Below are 17,707 nucleotides of genomic sequence, written 5' to 3'. Positions count from 1 at the left end.
AGGTTCTTACGGAGCGAAATCAACGGTGGAGTTAGCTCGGAAGAAGGCTGTAAGTGCAAATATGCTCTTACAGCGCCCAAGTAACCTTGGTTAGAGGCTTGTAAGAACGTATAGGTTCTTACGGAGCGAAATCGGCGGTGGAGTTAGCTTGAAACGAGGCTGTAAGCGCAAATAAGCTCTTACAACGTCTAAGTAACCTAGGTTAGTGGAGTGTAGGAACGTATAGGTTCTTATGGAGCGAATTTGGCGGTGGAGTTAGCTCGAAAGTAGGCTGTAAGCGCGTAAGATGCTTACAGCCTATTACTTCACTCCGCTGCGAATAGCGATTCCATGGAGAAGGCGGTGCGGAAACGGAGGCTCTCGACGGGATCGCGTAGATCGCGGCCGGTGAGCCTTTCACATTTGTCGAGACGATAGGTGACCGTGTTGCGATGAACGAACAGCTGCTTGGCAGTCTCGGCCAGCTGGCAGTGGGTATCGTAAAAGGTGCTAAGCGTCTTCAGTAGGTCGCTTCGCTCTTTTCCTTCAATGCTCAGCAAATCTTTGAACGTCTCCTCGTAATACTCCTTCAGCTCTTCCTTCGGGATCATCCGCAGTAAATTACTGAAGTTTTTGGCGTGGTAGGGTTGAACAAATTGTTTCTTGCGTGCATCGTAGCCGGTTTGCAATGCTTCAATGGCTTCCTTATAGGACAAGGGTACATCGGATAGCTTGGAAACGGGATTGCCGATTCCGATGGAGATCGGAATATGGTGCACCGCGCTTAGGCTGCTAACCATTTGCTTCAACTGCTCCAGAAACTTGCTTTCTTTGCCTTCAGCAACATCTTGACTGGCATGGAGCGCAATGAGAAAACAGAAATAATCGTTTTTGGTGAAAAGGACAAACCTCAGATCGAGCTTTGAAAACTCGCTTTTGAGCAGGTTGTAATGGCGGTCACGCTCGGATATGAAGCGTCCGTCCGTTTCGAGCGCGCTGGAGGGACGCAGTAGGTCGAATGAGGTATCGCGCTTAGCCACAACGCTGACATAGACCGGATGATTAAGCAGATCGTAGTTTTTGCTGCGGTGAAGCAGCTCCTGCTCGGAAGTAATCAATCCATCGACGAAGTCGGAAAAAAATTCGTTCTTATACCTCCTTGACCGCTCCTTGACCGCTTGCCTCTTCATGAGTTCAAGCCCGATTACATTAACGGCTTGCTCCATCGCATGTTTAGTGAGGTTGCTGAGCTGTTGGTCGCTGTCGCTCGTCAAGGCTAGCAAATAGCCTTCCAGTTGAAAGGTAACGATAGGGTGAAGCTCGGCGGTGAAATAAGAGGTGCTCGCTGCAAAAGCTTGCGGAAGCTCCATTGTAAAGGAGCCATGCGGCGACACGGCAGCAGCCTTTGCATACAGCTCAGGAGGAAGTGCACCGTAGAGCGACTCCGTCATCGAGCTGGAGCGAAAGAGCAGGCCGGCATGCTGATTCATAAGCATTACGGGTGAAGCGATAAGTGTGGACAGCGCCTCGATCACATCCTCCGTGCTCTTGCCCTGCATAATCATTTGCGAGAACTGCTTATGGGTAGTCAGCGCGTAGTTCAGCTCATCCGTACGTTTCTCCAAAATATGGCTAAGCGAATAGTTCGCAATATCGCCTAGCGATTGCTCCAGCGACAGCTCAATGATCGGGAATTGAAGCTTCTCCGCGCATTGCAGCACATCGGCAGGCACTTCCTGGAGGAAGCGCTTGGTCTTAATCGCAAGCCCGGCGCAGCCGACCTTGGCCATGTGGGTAACAAGCGAAAGCAGCGCTTCGGGATGATCCTTCATCGCGTACCCGGTCGTCAGGAGCAGCTCCTGCGGCTTTAAATAATGAATTATATCGGGAGCGTCCATGATATTGACCGACTGGACGCTATTTGTCATGCCGTCCATGCCGGCAACCACTTTGGCATTCGCATAAATAGGCAGAGAAACCAGCTCTTTAAGCAGCATAAAGGCACCACCAATCCGTTTAATGTCAGATAATATTACATAAATATATCAGCTATGCAGCGTACTGTAAATGTATGATTGTATAGGTTATTCAATGAATATCGTCTATTTTTGGTTAATGTGCACAATGACAGCAGGCCGAATTCGGATTATGATGTAGCTACACATCACCGATACATGTTATAAAAGCTTACAACAAAATGGATTGGGGTTGGGAAAATGAAATTAGTAGTGAATCAAGTCGGCAAAAGCTTTGGAAGCAGAACGATTTTGAAAAACGTAGATCTCACAGTCCACTCACACGAGTTTATATGCATACTTGGCCATAGCGGATGCGGCAAATCGACGCTCTTGAATATGATTGCAGGTTACCTGCTTCCCGATGAGGGTTCCATCACCGTAGACGGGGATGAGATTAAAGGGCCTTCCAAATCGCGGGGGATGGTGTTCCAGGATCATGCGCTCTTCCCTTGGATGACGATCAAGGACAACATTGCTTTCGGACCGGAGGTTCAGAAAGTGCCGAAGGCCCAAGCGAAAGAGATAGCCATGGAGTTTCTGAAGCTGGTTGGGCTGGAGCCATACGCTTCCCATTATCCGGGCGAGCTGTCAGGCGGAATGAAGCAGCGGGTTGGCATTGCAAGGGCGCTTGCAAGCAAGCCGGATATTTTGCTCATGGATGAGCCGTTTGGCGCGCTGGATGTACTGACGCGAGAGACGATGCGGGTCGAGCTGCAAAAGATTTGCAGCCAGCTGAAACCGACGATCTTGTTCGTGACTCACAGCATTAGCGAAGCCGTTTATCTGGCTGATCGTGTAGTGGTCATGAAGCATGGCGAGATTGCGGAAATTTTCGAGGTGGGCATTAAGCATCCGCGTTCCTCGCACTCCGCTGGGTTTGGCGAGATGATGAGCCGCATTGAAAGGGTTCTAATGGATGAGGAGCACTTGGAGCTAGCGCAAGCAAAGGTGGGGTCGTAATGAACGGAGCAAAAATAACAGCGGTAAAGGACGGCGGTTCATGCGCATCGACTCAGGTGGGATCGCCCGTCATGAACAAGCAGGTGAGGGGCAAAAGTCCCTCTGCGGTAAGCCGCTTTTTTCAAAAATACAATATCTTGCCTTCTATCCTGTTCTTCGTCTTCTGGGAGTTGTTCTCCAGAGTAAACGAGACGGCGAAGTTCTTTAATCCTAACTTTCTTCCGGCTCCAACCGTGCTGCTGCAGGAGGGCTGGGAGCTTGCGAAGACGGGGATTATTACGGACAGCTTGATCTCAAGCACGATTCGGATTGCACTTGGTTTCGTGATCGGAAGCGTATTTGCGGTAGGGCTAGGCGTCATTATGAGTAAGTTCAAGACGGTAGAGCGTTGGTTTTCACCGATCCTTAATCTGGTCGGACCGATCCCGACGCTGGCGCTTCTTCCGTTGTTCATCATTTGGTTCGGAATCGGCGAGTTTCCGAAGGTGCTGCTAATAGCGTGGACGACGTTTATTCCGGTGCTGGTGTATACGCTCGATGGCTTTAAGTCGGTACCGTCCACCCTTATTCGTTCGGCGCTTAGCTTGGGTGCGACGGAGCGTCAGATTTTTACGAGAGTGATGCTGCCATCGGCGATTCCGAATTTTTTGGTTGGCGCGCAGGTGAGTCTGGGTTTGTCCTTCTCCGCTCTGATCGTCTCCGAGATGATGGGCGCAAAGTCGGGGCTCGGCTACATCATAGTAGACGCAAGGAATTATTTTAAAATATCCAATATGTTCATTGCCATCATCCTGATTGGCCTCGAATATAGCTTGTTCTCTTATTTGCTGAAATTGGTTGAGAAGAGGGTTATGGTTTGGCGCAAGGGCGGGCTTCGCGATGCTATCGAGAAGTAACGCCGTGCGCGAAGGCATAGGAAGCAAGCGAAGGTGAAGAGAGCAAGGCGCAGCACCATTACAAAGAGAAAAGTGGAGGGAATATCGATGAAAAAAACAGGGAATTGGTTGAAATCGGCACTTGTACTTACGACACTAACTTTTGTGCTTGCAGCATGTGGGGGCAACAATAATGCGCCTGCGGCAACGAATGGCGGCTCCGCATCGAATACGCCGGCATCCACTGAAGCTTCAACGAAGCTGGAAACCGTCGACCTGACGCTGGTAGGCGTGCGTGACGCTCAAATTTCCTCGCAGCAAATCATTGCCGACAAGCTTGGCTACTTCAAGGAAGAAGGGCTTAACGTGACGAGCCAGCTCATCGAGAGCGGCCCGGATATCGGTCCGATGGTAGCGGGCGGCAGCGCGCCGGTGAGCATTCAAACGAACTTTATGGATATTATTTTGAAATCGACGGACATTCCGGTCAAAATCATTGCGCCGCTCGCTCAAATTGCGGGTACGCAAGCGGTAGTAGGGTCAAGCAAGCTGGAGCTGAAGAGCGCGAAGGATCTGGAAGGCAAAACGATCGGTATTCCGAGCGGCGCTGACGTGACGATTGCAATCAACAACATGGCGAAAGAGCTTGGCGTTGATGCAAGCAAAATCAAATACGTCAACCTTGCGCCGAGCGACGCAGTAGTGGCATTAGAGAAAGGTGATATCGATGCGCTTGCGGCATGGGAGCCATTCATTACAAAGGCGATTCAAGGCGGCGGCAAGTTTCTATTCAGCGGCACGAAGAGCGAACTGCCTGACAAGGTTGGCGACGTGGACTGGATGAGCGTGCATACGACGATTCAAGTATCGGATTCGTTCCTGGAGAAAAATCCGAATACCCTCAAAGCGGTGCTTCGCGCTCTGAAGAAAGCAACGAATTATATCAACGACAACCGTGAGGAAGCGATCAAGACGCTGGCTCCCGAGCTGCATTTGACCGAGGAAGAGCTGACGCAAATCATGTCCCGCAATGTGTACTCCATGGAGGTTGGCGATACTTATGTGAATGGCAGCAATGGCCCTGCGGTTGGTGAGTATCTAAAATCGGTCGGCAACATCAAGTCGATTCCGGCACCAGCCTCCTACCATGATCTAAGCCTGCTTAAGGAAGTAGATGCTAGCTTGATCGTAACGGAGCTTAAATAACAGCGAAGAGTAAAGGACGGCCAGGCAAGTGAAGTCGAATGAAGGAAAGTTAGAAGCTTAATCGGGCCGCGGACCTCGTTGTCCGCGGCCTGCTTGTTTAACTGGGGGAGCGGCTTGGAAGGTGGTTGCTGCTGAATAAACGCTTAGAAAGAAAGAGCTGCTCGCGTAGCGACCAAATGAAAAAAAATTTTAACTTATATAGCTGACAATCTCATAGAATGCATCAGAGCATACAGGTGAATAAAACGTTGCATCACCTACACAAGGAAAGGCGGAGAACGGGATGGCTGAACAAGATAAGCTGGATTTGCTCATCAAAAACGGAAGCGTCGTATTGCGCAACGAAGTGCGCGTGCTTGATATAGGAGTTAAAGCGGGAAAAATTGTGCAGCTAGGAGAGGCGCTGAACAGTGCTTTTGCGGCCGAAGTAGTGGATGCGGCTGGACTGACGGTCATGCCGGGGATGATTGATGTCCATGTGCATCTGAACGAGCCTGGCCTCGGCGATTGGGAGGGCTTCGAGACGGGATCGGCTGCGCTCGCGGCAGGAGGCTGCACCACTTATGTGGATATGCCGCTGAACGGCATTCCGCCTACGGTTACGCTTAGCGCGATGGAATTGAAGCTGGCTGCCGCAAAAGGCCGCTCCTATGTGGATTATGCGCTATGGGGCGGGCTGGTGCCGGGCAAGCTGCATGAGCTTAAGCGGCTTCATGAGGCGGGAGTTGTCGGCTTCAAAGCGTTTATGTCCTCGCCCGGTGATCCGAGCGAAGATGCTTTTCGGGAGGTAGACGACTATACGCTGCTTGAGGGGATGAAGATTATTGCGAGCCTCGGCAGGGTGCTCGCGCTCCATGCAGAGAGCGAGCCGATTGTTGCTAAGCTGGGGCAGGCCGCGCGGTCGGAAGGGCGTTTGACGCCAAGTGATTATGTCGCTTCACGGCCCATTATTGCCGAGCTTGAAGCGATTAACCGGGCTCTCTTTTATGCGGAGCAGACGGGGTGTGCGCTTCATTTTGTCCATATTAGCAGCGAGGCTGGGGTTCATGCAATTAGACAGGCTGCTGAGCGAGGAATGGATGTTACGGTAGAGACTTGTCCTCATTATTTGACTCTGACGGCTGCGGATCTGGATATCAAGGGGGCGGTCGCTAAGTGTTCCCCGCCGCTGCGGGACGCAGCAGAGCGAGAAAAGCTGTGGGCGGCGATTGAGCAAGGGCTGTTCGATATGATCTCTTCGGATCATTCGCCTTGCCCGGCTTCGATGAAAGAAGCGGCCCATTTTTTTGATGCTTGGGGAGGCATTGCCGGAGCTCAAAGCTCGGTGGAGCTGGTTATTGGAGAAGGGCATGTCAAGCGGGGGCTGCCGTTAACGCAGCTTAGCGAGCTGTTGGCAGGCGGTCCGGCAAGGCGGTTTGGCTTGCAGGACATTAAAGGCGAGATACGGATCGGCTTAGATGCGGATTTCGCGATCGTTGATTTGAACAAACGATATGTTCTAGGGGAAGAGCGTCTCTATCAGAAGCATAAGCACAGCCCTTATATCGGAGAGGAAATGGTTTGCCAAATCAATGCGACTTATTTGCGGGGCCAAAGGGTATATGAGGAAGCTGCAGGATTAAGCGAGAGCAAGAGGGGCGCATGGGTTAGATAGCTTTATTTTGCCAAGGAGACAGGAGGAGCAGTTATGGAGCGAAGCGTACTTCCTCATCCGCAAGAGAGGGAACGGCTATTATCGTATTTTGAGACGCAGGTGATGCAGGTATTAAACTGGCTGGCCACGTTTAGTCCGGATGAAGAAGGCGGCATAACGCGGCTGCTTTATACCGAGGGGTGGCTGGAGACGCAGCAGGCGCTCCAGGCTAAGATGGCAAGCAACGGTTTATTGACGGAGTTTGACAACGTGGGCAATTTATTTGGAAAGCTTTTGGGCGAGAATGTGGACGCTCCATCCATTATAACGGGCTCTCATATCGATACGGTCGTGCAAGGCGGCATTTATGATGGGGCTTATGGAATTGCGGCAGGCTTGCTCGCGCTGGAATATTTGCAGCAGCAGTATGGCAAGCCGAAGCGGACGCTGGAAATTGTGTCTCTGTGCGAGGAAGAAGGAAGCCGATTCCCGATGGCTTACTGGGGATCGGGAAGTATCGTCGGCAAGCGGAACTTTGAGCAAATTGTTCATTTGCAGGATTCACAGGAGGTGTTTTTCGCGGATGCGATGCACCGGTGCGGCTTTGGCGAGGGACTGGCGAGAGACAGCAGGCGCAGCGATATTGGAGCGTTTATAGAGGTTCATATCGAGCAAGGAGCGGTGCTTGAGAAGGAAGGCGTTGCGATTGGCATTGTTGAGACGATTGCAGGCCAGCGGAGGCTGAAATTCGAAGTGATCGGCGAATCGAATCATGCGGGAACGACACCAATGCACATGCGCAGGGATGCTTTGGAGGGCGTAAGCGTGATGATTCAAGCGCTGCGGCAGGAAGCGATCCGAGTCGGTGCTCCCCTCGTAGCCACGGTGGGCAGATTGCAGGTGCAGCCAAATGTGCCGAATGTGGTGCCGGGCAAGGTGGTTTTTACGGTGGATGCGCGTCATGCCGATGAACAGGCGCTCGACCGCTTTTGCCGCTGGGTGATGAAGGAGTTTACCGCGCTTGCGGATGAACGGCAGCTTGGTATTCAGGGGTCGGAGTGGTTTCGGGAGGAGCCGGTGCCGATGAATGAGGGGCTTAAGCGGCATATGGACGAGGTTTGCGGCAGTATGGCGATTACTTCGAAAAGAATGATCAGCGGAGCGGGGCATGATGCCCAGATGTTCGAACATATTTGCCCGACTGCCATGCTGTTTGTTCCGAGCAGGCGGGGGATATCGCATTCTCCGGAAGAATATACGGAGCCGCGCGATCTCGCGGTAGGCGTGCTTGTGCTAACGGAGCTGCTTTATCGATTAGGGTATGAGGGGGAAGAGTTATGAAGGCATATAAAGATTTGGCGCCATCGCCGCGAACGATCATGACGCCGGGTCCGGTGGAGGTTGATCCGCGCGTGCTGCGGGCCATGTCGTATCCGATACTAGGGCAATTCGACCCTGAGTTCACAGCTTTGATGAATGAGACGATGGGAATGCTTAGGCAGCTGTTCAAGACAGAAAATGAATGGGCATTCCCGGTGGATGGCACTTCGCGATCCGGCATCGAGGCGGTGCTCGTCGGCTTGATCGAGCCTGGCGATAAAGTATTGGTGCCGATCTATGGGCGCTTCGGCCATTTGCTAACTGAGATTTCCAAGCGCTGCGGCGCGGAAGTGGTAACTTTGGAGAAGGAATGGGGCAGCGTATTCGGAACGGAGGAAATCGCCGCTGTAATCCGGCAGCATAAGCCTGCACTCGTGGCTCTGGTTCACGGGGAAACGTCGACGGGACGGATGCAGCCGCTCGAAGGCATTGGTCAGGCATGTCGCGAGACGGGCGCGTTATTCGTGGTCGATGCGGTCGCCACCATTGGCGGAATCGAGGTGGCGACCGATCGGCTGCTCATCGACGCGGTGATCGGCGGGACGCAAAAATGCCTATCGGTACCGGCTGGAATGGCGCCTATTACGTACAATAAGCGAGCGGAATCCAAGCTGCAAAGCCGTAAAAAGATTGAACGAGGCTTGCTCATGGCTGATAGTGAGGAGGACCCGCTGCTGCGTCCGATTCAGAGCAACTATTTGGATTTAAGCCAGCTGCAGGACTACTGGAGCCCGGCACGGCTGAACCATCATACGGAAGCGACCTCGATGCTGTATGCGCTGCGGGAAGGGCTTCGGCTTGTGCTGGAGGAGGGGCTTGACGCGCGCTTTGCTAGGCACCGCGAGCACGAGGCAGCGCTCGTGGCGGGATTGGAAGCGATGGGATTACAGCTGTACGGCGACCCTGCCTGCAAGATGACGGTTGTCACTTGCGTCGAAATTCCTGATGGCATAGATGGGGAATCAGTCCGGTCGATGCTTCTCGACCATTTTGGCATTGAGATCGCCAGCTCCTTCGGCCCGCTGAAGGGCAAAATATGGCGTATCGGCACGATGGGCTACAGCTGCAGCAAACGCAACGTACTGCTCACGCTAGGCGCGCTTGAAGCTGTGCTTCTTCGCCACGGCCATGAGCTGAAAGCGGGGTGCGCGCTCCAAGCAGCTATGGCGGCTTATGGGATGTAGGTACAGCGACACTGCATTGCGCATATGCAGTAATTAACCTCTAACCTCTAGTAGCCCACAAACGTCGCTATGTTGCACGTATGCAGTAACTAACCCCAGATTAGTGTGAAAGGCGAGTCTATCCTGCACGTATGCAGTAGAATGCGCCAATTATGAGCCTGAGGTGGGCCGAATAGGGGGGCTAAGTTGTATGGAGTGCAGGATAGAGGTCGCTTCTACCGGAAAAGCGGCCTCTATCCTGCGAGCGTACAATATAGGTTGGCGGTGGGAGCGAATTGTTGCTCTGAGGTGTGCTACACGCTCGAAGTCGCGTCCTGTCCCTGCGTGTTGTTCGTAACTATATAAGCTTAGCCTCTAGTAGCCCACAAACGTCGCTATGTTGCACGTATGCAGTAACTAACCCCAGATTAGTGTGAAAAGCGAGTCTATCCTGTACGTATGCAGTAGAATGCGCTGATTATGAGCCTGAGCGGGGGCGAATAGGGGTCTATGTTGTATGGAGTGCAGGATAGAAGCCGCTTCTACCGGAAAAGCGGCCTCTTTCCTGCGAGCGTACAATATAGGTTGGCGGTGGGGGAGTGAATTGTTGCTCCGAGGTGTGCTGCACGCTCGAAGTCGCGTCCGGTCTCTGGGTGTTGTTCGTAACTATATAAGCTTAGCCTCTAGTAGCCCACAAACGTCGCTATGTTGCACGTATGCAGTAACTAACCCCAGATTAGTGTGAAAGGTGAGCCTATCCTGCACGTATGCAGTAGAATGCGCCGATTATGAGGCTGAGCTGAGCCGAATAGGTGTCTATGTTGTATGGAGTTCAGGAAAGAAGCTGCTTCTACCGGAAAAACGGCCTCTATCCTGCGAGCGTACAATATAGGTTGGCGGTGGGGGAGTTGATTTTTCCTATGCCCACACTGTTTTCCCTTAGTGGAAGTAAATTGCCTTAGATTAAGGCTAGAACAATAAGTCGAGCGTTTCTTTTTTTAACTCATAGTACCTTATGGTCGTTCCCCTCGAGATAGGCTGGAGCAAGCCTTTAAGAACCATGCCTGTTAATAGCTTGCGGGCTGTGCGGAAATTCAGCTTCCAGGCTTCGCAAAGGTCGATAGGGCGGATCGGCCTGCCGAGTCTCCATGCGAGCAGCAATAAGTCTTTTTCCGCTTTGGTTAATGAATGCCTATCGTCTTTGCGCAATAGGTAGGGGCCAAGGGCGAGTTTGAGCAGCGAGCGGCAAATCTCGGGACGGTCCTTGATGTCGTCGAAGGAAAAATGGAGCATTTTCCAGCCTATGGCTGTAAGAAAGGTGTCCCGATTTAGCGAATAGCTAAACTTCTCGCGATCCATGTCCTTGATATGAGATTGATAACCATGGCATTCCACATTGAATAACCCAAAAGGCGGAGTATAGGCGATGTCTAAAAAATATGATTTGCGATTGCGATCGTACACTTCGAATTCGGGATGGAGATGGTCGAAATGACCGAAGACGGGCCACCATACGTTTTCTAGTAATAATTTCTCCCCAAACCCATGGCCTCTCAGCAGTCGTGCCCTTCTTTCGCCGCTTCTGGCATCTAAATGCTTCTCAATAAAGACGGTATGAGCTCGTTCAAATGTATCCAATGCCTAATCTCCTCCTTTATGTCCACGCAAAAAAACGCCCACATGCCTAATGGCAGATGGACGTTCTTCGTCTATAGTTAATCCTACATATTCCGCATAGGCAGGTCAACAACGTTATTCGCTAAAAGCAAGGAACGAAGTCAAAAACTCCGGCATGCCTTCGGCGTAAGCGGTATATTCATATTGACCGAAGGAGATAACGACCGCGCCATGCTTGAGGTAGAATGGTCGGTCGGATGCGATGCCTTCAAACGGATTGAGCAATAACAATTTTCGTTCTTTGATTTGCTCACGAATGGACGCGTTAATAATGTTGAGATAATTCTCGTGGTTATTCGCGGCTTCTCTTAAGGACAGCTGTTCGCCTGTTTTAAGATCAAACGTATAGGAAACGCGCTCCGTCATGCCATGCGCACCGCCTAAGTAAGTATAATAATCGACGTAGAGGCTTAAGCGGTTATCTTCGTTATACGTAATCGTATACGTTCCTTCGAAAGAAAGGGGTGGCATTGCCAAATCCGGATTAGCGTCTTCCAGCTCGCTAACATCCTTTTGAGCTTGGGATAGCGCTTGTTGGCCGGTCACGGCATAAGCTTCTGCTTCTTTTTTCAAAAAGTCATTAACCTTGGTTTGCGACTCGGCATTCTCATACCCGCTAATTACGGGATAATGAATGATCAAGGATTGCTCCTGCGTAACTTTGTTGATAGTGCTCGTTTCGATGGATAAGGCGTTCTCCTGAATAGTATCGATGCCTACCGTCTTGCTGCCATGATCATAGGAAATGCCGTAGCCCATTCTCTCCAACACAAAACGAAGAGGGAGATAGGCCGTGTCATTCTCGATAATGGCAGGATTGCCATAGATGACTTGGCCGTTCAACGTATAGCTGCCATCATCCGGGGAAGCGACAAACGTACGGTCTCGTCCCGTTACTGTGACCGACCTTGTTTTGGGATCCCAGCTCGTGCCAAGCCCAAGCGTTTCATTCAGCACGCGAATGCCGATGTACGTGTTTCCTTCCACATTGGCAGAGGGCACATTAGACAGCACGCCGTTAATATTATAAGGCTGAGAAGTGACGTTCAACTGCTGCGATTCCGCTGCTGCAGCAACGCCTCCGGCAATCCCTCCCACCGCGGGAGTCGAAACAACTAGCAATGCGGCAGTGACGAGCGCGGCGATCTTTTTTGGCATGTTAGGGTGAGCCTTTAAAGCTGGTTTCATTCGTTTCATAGGTAGTCCTCCTTTGTGATAACGGGCTGATTATTGCATGGTTTAAAAGTGTAAAAGTGACTTAATATCGACTTGGCCGAAAAAAACAGCTGCTTGTTGGCTATTAACCACTGAGCAGCTGTTCTAAACAAAAACGCCTATTTTTTGGTAGCGATAGAGAAGATAACGGTTTTGCTCGCGGCGTCAACTTGGATGTTGACGTTATCGGTTCCGATCAGCTTCTGCTGGGCGGCTACTTTCGTTCCGGCCTCCACACGCTTGCTAATGTCGTTGAACAGCTCTTTGAACAAAGAGGCGTTGTAGCCAAACAGCTGATTGGCGAACTGCTCGACCACTTCCTTATTGCGGGCAAGAGTGCCCTCACGAAGCCGTATGGTGATGCCGTATGTGTTGTATTGCGGGTCCAGCCATACCGCTGCTTCCTCGTTAATAGTAGATGATCCTGATGGGCGGTTTAATACGCTGTCCTTCTCGGCTTGGTCTTTGAATAGGCGAAGCGTCGTCTCGTACAAATCGTGGTTGGAGCCGCGCAGCTGCCCGGCAGCGATCAGCGTTTCGTAGGCATCCCACATTCGTTTATCTGGGAAAATGATAATTTTTTTGCCGCCGCCAGCGGTTGGGACCACACGTTCGAGCTTGTCGGGAGATACGGCGATGGCAAGGCGCTTCGACTTGTCTGTGAGGCGGTTTAGGATGACAAGCGATTCCGCGCGGGTCACAGTATCGCCGACGCCGAAGAAGCCGTTCGGGTATCCCTGCATAATGCCTTTGACCAGCGTCTCGGCAATGAATTTTTGCTCGCGCTCGGAAGCGCCCATGAGATCGCCGTAAGCTTGGGCCATTTTTTGGCCGAATAAGCCATCCTCCAGAAACTCCGTTTCCTGCAGGGTGTAATAGACGATTTCCGCAACGTTCTCGCGGTTCAAGTCAGCTTGGAAATCACTGTACCTGCTTTTGTTCAAAAAATGAAGATCGCTCGCGACATCGATAAACTGCTTCGCCCAGTATCCGGCCGCGTTTGGCTTGAAGTCGAAATAGCGGTAATCTTGCTTTAAAATTGCTTGATTCTCTTCGCTCAGCGACTGGAGGAATTGGGTATTCCAGCTGCGTGCTCCGTTTTGGTGCAGGTCCGTGTACGAAAGAACGAGCATTTTGATGAATTGATCGACTTTCACAGGCTCTTGTGGTCGAAAGGTCCCATCGGGATATCCATCTAATATCCCTTGTTTTACCATATCGGTGATGGTTTTTTCCGCCCAATGACCCTTTATATCTTTAAAAACCGGCGCAGAGGCAGCGGCCGTTGCCAGCGAATTGGCTAGCGGACTGGATAATCCTGCCCACAGAAACGTGGCTGCGATTGCGATAATGGCAAAGCGCTTCATAAAAAATATCCCCCTATTACAAGCGATTGCGGATCTAAGCGATAGATTAATCGATATATTCCGACATTCTCTAGATAACCACATTTATGCGTTATTGAGAATGGGCTAAATGATGCAACAATGTGTCTTCATCTAGTTCTAAATGCTGTGAGCCTTTAAGCAGGGGTGGTTTAGAATTTGGAGAAAATACAATTGTAAACGGAGCCGAGCGCGATAACAGAGGGGTATTTTGGATGTAAAATAAAATGGATATGATTAGCAGTAGTTTAACGTAAAACGCAGTAACCTGCGTTAACGAGGTAGCAGAGGAATAGATTCGAAACGATTAGTAGAGAACAATAACGAACAAAACGGAGCATAATATTAATCTACGGTAATCCTCATTTATATCTTTTTTTACAGAAACAAGCCTACTAAAAAGCTCTCAGCCTCACGCACGAGGCGCTAGGCTGAGAGCTATGATTAACCTTTGGAAAGGTATAGTCGGTGAAGTGAGTTAGTCAAGAACAGCTGTGATATGAGCTTTCGTAATGGACCAGTGAGTAGCTGACCATACTTTTTCTTTTTTATCGATGTACATGATTTGTGGAGATTCATGCTTCACGGACGTATCTTCAGCGATCTGATTCGATACGGGACGGGACTCGATGACTTTGACAAGTACGTAGTCAACATCTTCTCTTGGTGTACCATCAAGGTATTGGCTGAATTCTTGGTGAGCGTTCGCGCTAACCGGACAAGTAGTGCTGTGCTTGAAAACGACGAGCGGGCGAGTGGCGGAAGCTTCGTAAACGTTGTTCCATTCTTCAATGGTAGTAATTTCTTTGTACGACATAGGGAAACACTCCTTTTTATTCTGCTGTGCAGATGATTGTTACAGCTCTAAGTGTATTATAGCTCTTTTTGGCGAGTGATGTCATCTTTATACGTGTGGCGTAGGTTGTGCGTGGGCTTGGATTCAGATTGGGTTGCTGTCTGCCTGATGAAAACGACTTGATAATGGATTCGGTTCAGGTATTGCATTTGAAAATGGCGCGTGATATGATTACTTTTGTCGAAATGACCGTTTTGGTTTTCTGGTCATTTATAGGGTCGGAGGTGATGGAATGGCGATTGATCGGCGGCAGCAGATTGTAGAAGCGGCAGGCAAGTCTTTTGCGCTTTTTGGATACAAGGCGACGACGATGGATCAGGTAGCTAAGATTGCGAACGTGGGCAAAGGGACGATTTATACGTTCTTTACGAATAAGGAAGAGTTATTCCACGAAATTATGAAGAAGCTGATTATTGAAATGAAGCAGGTGGCGGAGCGGGTGGTTGATCCGAACCGAACGTTTTTCGATAATTTGAATGCGGTGCTAGAGCAATTGCTTGAATTCCGTGAGCAGCATGAGCTTGCGCTTCAGCTATCGCATGAGGTGCGCGAGATTGGCACGCCGATGGCGGTCGAAGGCATGCAGCAGATTGAGGGTGCGGTTGTCGGCTACATCCAGCAGCAGGTGCAATTAGCTATGGACAAAGGCGAGATTAAACCTTGCAATCCCGAGATGACGGCATTCGTTATGCTGCGCTTATACATGGCGCTTACGGTAGAGTGGAAGAAGACGCATGAACCGCTGGATAAGAAACAGGTAGCGGAGCAATTGCGATTCTATATGCAAGTAGGATTGGCTCCGGAATAAGCTGGATGCCTTTTTTTACACTAAAAAATGACCAAATGACAAAAATGGTCAATGAGTGACGGGGAGCGTGGACAATTTGAAGTTTAGTGGATTTAAGCAATTTGGTCAGGAATTGTCCGGGATCGCCCGCAACAAAATGCTGTTGATTTCGGTGATTGGCGTCATGATGATTCCGGTTATGTATTCTTCGATGTTTCTGGGAGCATTTTGGGACCCGTACGGAAATCTGGATAAGATGCCGGTGGCGGTCGTCAATGCGGATACGGGTTACAAGTATAACGATGAGATGATGCATATCGGCGATGATTTTGAGGAACAGTTAAAGGAAAATGAAAAGTTCGAGTGGCATTTTGTTAGCAAGGAAGAAGCACAGGCAGGGATCGAGGATCATAGCTATTACTTAGCCATCGAAATCCCAGCCGACTTTTCTGAGAAAACGACCTCATTGACCTCTGATGAGCCGACGCCGGCCCAGCTGACGTATTTGGCGAATGAAAGCTACAACTTTCTGGCTTCCCAAATCGGCAGCAAAGCTGTCGATACGATGAAGATGGAGCTGAATAAAGAGGTGACGGCAGCGTATACTCGCACCGTTTTCGAACAGATGGAGGAGCTTGTTGACGGCATCGGCCAAGCCAGCGACGGTGCCGGCGAAATTGCCGACGGCACGACGAAGGCTAAGGATGGAGCGGTGCTCATCGAGCAAAATTTGGCGAAGCTCGTTAGCGGATCGATGACGCTGCAGGAAGGCGTTACGAAGCTTAGCAATGGCGGAGCGGAGCTTGGAAAAGGCAGTGCCGAGCTTAGCGCAGGCACGTCAAGCTTGGCCAGCGGCCTGGCGCAGCTTCAGGCGGCGCAGCAGCAGCTTGGCGCGGGAGCCGCATCGCTAGGCAAAGGCGCGGGCTCGCTTGGAGCCGGAGCGGTGAAGCTGAGCGACGGCTTGGGGCAATTGGCCGGAGCGAGCGGACAGCTGGCGGAAGGCGCCTCTGACGCGCAGCAGGCTGCGGGGCAGCTTGCGGGCGGTCTTAAGGAGTCAGCTGCAGGCGAAGAGCAGCTGAAAGCAGGAGCCGCGCAGCTGGCGAACGGGCTGGCGAAGCTGGGCCAGGCGAATCCGCAGCTGGCGGAGAGCGAGGACTTTGCAGCACTGCTGAGCGCAAGCCGCGAGTTGGCGGCTGGTTTGGAGAAGTCATCGGCTGGGCAGACGCAGCTGAGTGAAGGGGCGACGAAGCTGAACGAAGGCCTTGTTAAAGTTGCTGATGGTCTGGGCACCTTCGATAAGAAGGTTGAGGAAGCGGCGGCTGGCGGCAAAGAGCTTGGCGCTGGCGGGGCTCAAGTTGTAGCGGGCGCGGAGAAATTCACTAACGGCATGTCCGAGTTTGGCAAGAAGCTGGCCGAGGCAAGTACAGGCGGGGCAAAGCTGGCAACAGGAGCGAAGCAGCTCAATAACGGCGCAGCAACGCTCACTGCGGGTCTTTCGCAGCTTTCGTCCAGCGTAACGCCTTTTGTAGATGGTTCAGTTAAGTTGGAGGATGGCGCGCAACAGGTTGCTTCCGGGCTATTGAAGCTGGAGGATGGCACGCAGGAACTGTCTGGCAAGCTGAGTGACGCTTCGGACAAAACGGCTGACCTTAAGCTGACGGATAGCATGGTGGATATGTTCGCCGATCCGGTCAAGCTTGACGTGGAGAAGGTGTCTGAGGTAACGAATTACGGAACGGGACTTGCGCCGTACTTCCTGTCACTGGGCCTATATGTCGGCGCGATGATGCTGACTATCGTGTACTCTGTGCGCGAGCCGGCGGTACGCCCGGTGAATGGCTGGAGCTGGTTCTGGAGCAAGGCGCTAACGCTGGTGATGATCGGTACAATTCAAGCGCTAATCGCCGATGCGGCGTTGTTATTCTTGCTCAAACTTGAAGTTCAGAGCATGGGCTTGTTTATCACCTTTACGATTCTTACGAGCATCACCTTTATGATGATCATTCAGTTTCTTGTGGCGACGCTGAACAACCCTGGCCGCTTTATAGCGATCATTCTATTGATTCTGCAGCTTACGAGCTCCGCAGGTACGTTCCCGATTGAGCTTGTCCCAGGCTGGATGCAAAAAATATCGCCATTTATGCCGATGACTTACTCGGTGGCTGGCTTCAGGGACATTATTTCAAGCGGCGATTACAGCTCGATGGGCGGTTATTACGCAACTCTGGCGGGAATTGCGCTATTGTTCGCATTCTTGTCCTATATTTACTTCACTCTATCTCATCGCAAAATGAAAAACGACACTATGGAGCCCACCTTACCGGCTTCTGTATAAAAGCAAGATCAGGGTAAAGGCAGCAAGGGAATGAGGAAGGGCAGCGAATAATCGCTGCCTTTTTTGTGTTGTTAGTAATGACAGGCTGATAGCTGGTAAGGACAAGTGTGGTGATTTTCTGGAAATCCATTTGAATTGTTACAAATTAGATGGAATTCCTCCACTAGCGTTGCATTAAACCTGTCCTAGTCTTGTAGGTATCTAAGTTTGTTCAATAATTCACAAACTTTCAAGTTTC

Annotated in this window: 13 protein-coding genes; 8 read left to right on the top strand and 5 right to left on the bottom strand. The window is 51.1% G+C overall.

Annotated elements, in window-relative coordinates:
• Positions 1-305 precede the first annotated feature (305 nt).
• Positions 306-1,976, bottom strand: a complete 1,671-nt coding sequence (locus FJQ58_RS04200) for a PucR family transcriptional regulator (protein ID WP_139991182.1) — start codon at positions 1,974-1,976, stop codon at positions 306-308.
• A 219-nt stretch (positions 1,977-2,195) separates the two neighbouring features.
• Here FJQ58_RS04200 and FJQ58_RS04195 point away from each other — a divergent pair, with 219 nt between their 5' ends.
• From FJQ58_RS04195 to FJQ58_RS04170, 6 genes are all read left to right on the top strand, one after another.
• Complete coding sequence (locus tag FJQ58_RS04195; RefSeq protein WP_139991181.1) at positions 2,196-2,957, top strand: ABC transporter ATP-binding protein; 762 nt, start codon at positions 2,196-2,198, stop codon at positions 2,955-2,957.
• 71 nt (positions 2,958-3,028) lie between these two features.
• Positions 3,029-3,853, top strand: a complete 825-nt coding sequence (locus tag FJQ58_RS04190; RefSeq protein WP_420799811.1) for an ABC transporter permease — start codon at positions 3,029-3,031, stop codon at positions 3,851-3,853.
• Between the two features lie 87 nt (positions 3,854-3,940).
• Positions 3,941-5,038, top strand: coding sequence for an ABC transporter substrate-binding protein (locus tag FJQ58_RS04185; protein WP_139991179.1), 1,098 nt, complete (start codon positions 3,941-3,943; stop codon positions 5,036-5,038).
• A gap of 283 nt (positions 5,039-5,321) precedes the next feature.
• Complete coding sequence (gene allB / locus FJQ58_RS04180; protein ID WP_139991178.1) at positions 5,322-6,692, top strand: allantoinase AllB; 1,371 nt, start codon at positions 5,322-5,324, stop codon at positions 6,690-6,692.
• A gap of 33 nt (positions 6,693-6,725) precedes the next feature.
• A complete protein-coding gene (gene allC, locus FJQ58_RS04175) occupies positions 6,726-8,012 on the top strand; it encodes an allantoate deiminase (RefSeq protein WP_139991177.1) in 1,287 nt (428 codons plus the stop codon).
• Positions 8,009-9,235 carry a pyridoxal-phosphate-dependent aminotransferase family protein gene (locus FJQ58_RS04170; protein ID WP_139991176.1) on the top strand — a complete coding sequence of 409 codons (1,227 nt, stop codon included), beginning with the start codon at positions 8,009-8,011 and terminating at the stop codon, positions 9,233-9,235. The genes allC and FJQ58_RS04170 overlap by 4 nt, the downstream gene beginning before the upstream one ends.
• Before the next feature lie 948 nt (positions 9,236-10,183).
• Here FJQ58_RS04170 and FJQ58_RS04165 read toward each other — a convergent pair.
• The 4 genes from FJQ58_RS04165 to ytxJ form a co-directional block, all read right to left on the bottom strand.
• Entirely contained in the window at positions 10,184-10,852 is a 669-nt protein-coding gene (locus FJQ58_RS04165; RefSeq protein WP_139991175.1) for a hypothetical protein, read from the bottom strand.
• Positions 10,853-10,966: 114 nt separating this feature from the next.
• Positions 10,967-12,088, bottom strand: a complete 1,122-nt coding sequence (locus FJQ58_RS04160) for a PdaC/SigV domain-containing protein (RefSeq protein WP_139991174.1) — start codon at positions 12,086-12,088, stop codon at positions 10,967-10,969.
• A 137-nt stretch (positions 12,089-12,225) separates the two neighbouring features.
• Entirely contained in the window at positions 12,226-13,473 is a 1,248-nt protein-coding gene (locus FJQ58_RS04155) for an S-layer homology domain-containing protein (RefSeq protein ID WP_162341294.1), read from the bottom strand.
• 496 nt (positions 13,474-13,969) lie between these two features.
• Complete coding sequence (gene ytxJ / locus FJQ58_RS04150; protein WP_139991172.1) at positions 13,970-14,308, bottom strand: bacillithiol system redox-active protein YtxJ; 339 nt, start codon at positions 14,306-14,308, stop codon at positions 13,970-13,972.
• A 271-nt stretch (positions 14,309-14,579) separates the two neighbouring features.
• Between ytxJ and FJQ58_RS04145 the strand changes: the two genes are divergently transcribed.
• Positions 14,580-15,155, top strand: coding sequence for a TetR/AcrR family transcriptional regulator (locus FJQ58_RS04145; RefSeq protein WP_139991171.1), 576 nt, complete (start codon positions 14,580-14,582; stop codon positions 15,153-15,155).
• Between the two features lie 76 nt (positions 15,156-15,231).
• The gene (locus FJQ58_RS04140) at positions 15,232-17,469 is read left to right on the top strand and encodes a YhgE/Pip domain-containing protein (RefSeq protein ID WP_139991170.1); all 2,238 of its coding nucleotides are present in this window, start codon (positions 15,232-15,234) and stop codon (positions 17,467-17,469) included.
• The last annotated feature ends 238 nt before the right edge of the window (positions 17,470-17,707 follow it).

The organism is Paenibacillus paridis (assembly GCF_006345825.1).
Classification (GTDB): domain Bacteria; phylum Bacillota; class Bacilli; order Paenibacillales; family Paenibacillaceae; genus Pristimantibacillus; species Pristimantibacillus paridis.
This window is presented reverse-complemented; position numbering and strand designations above follow the sequence as displayed.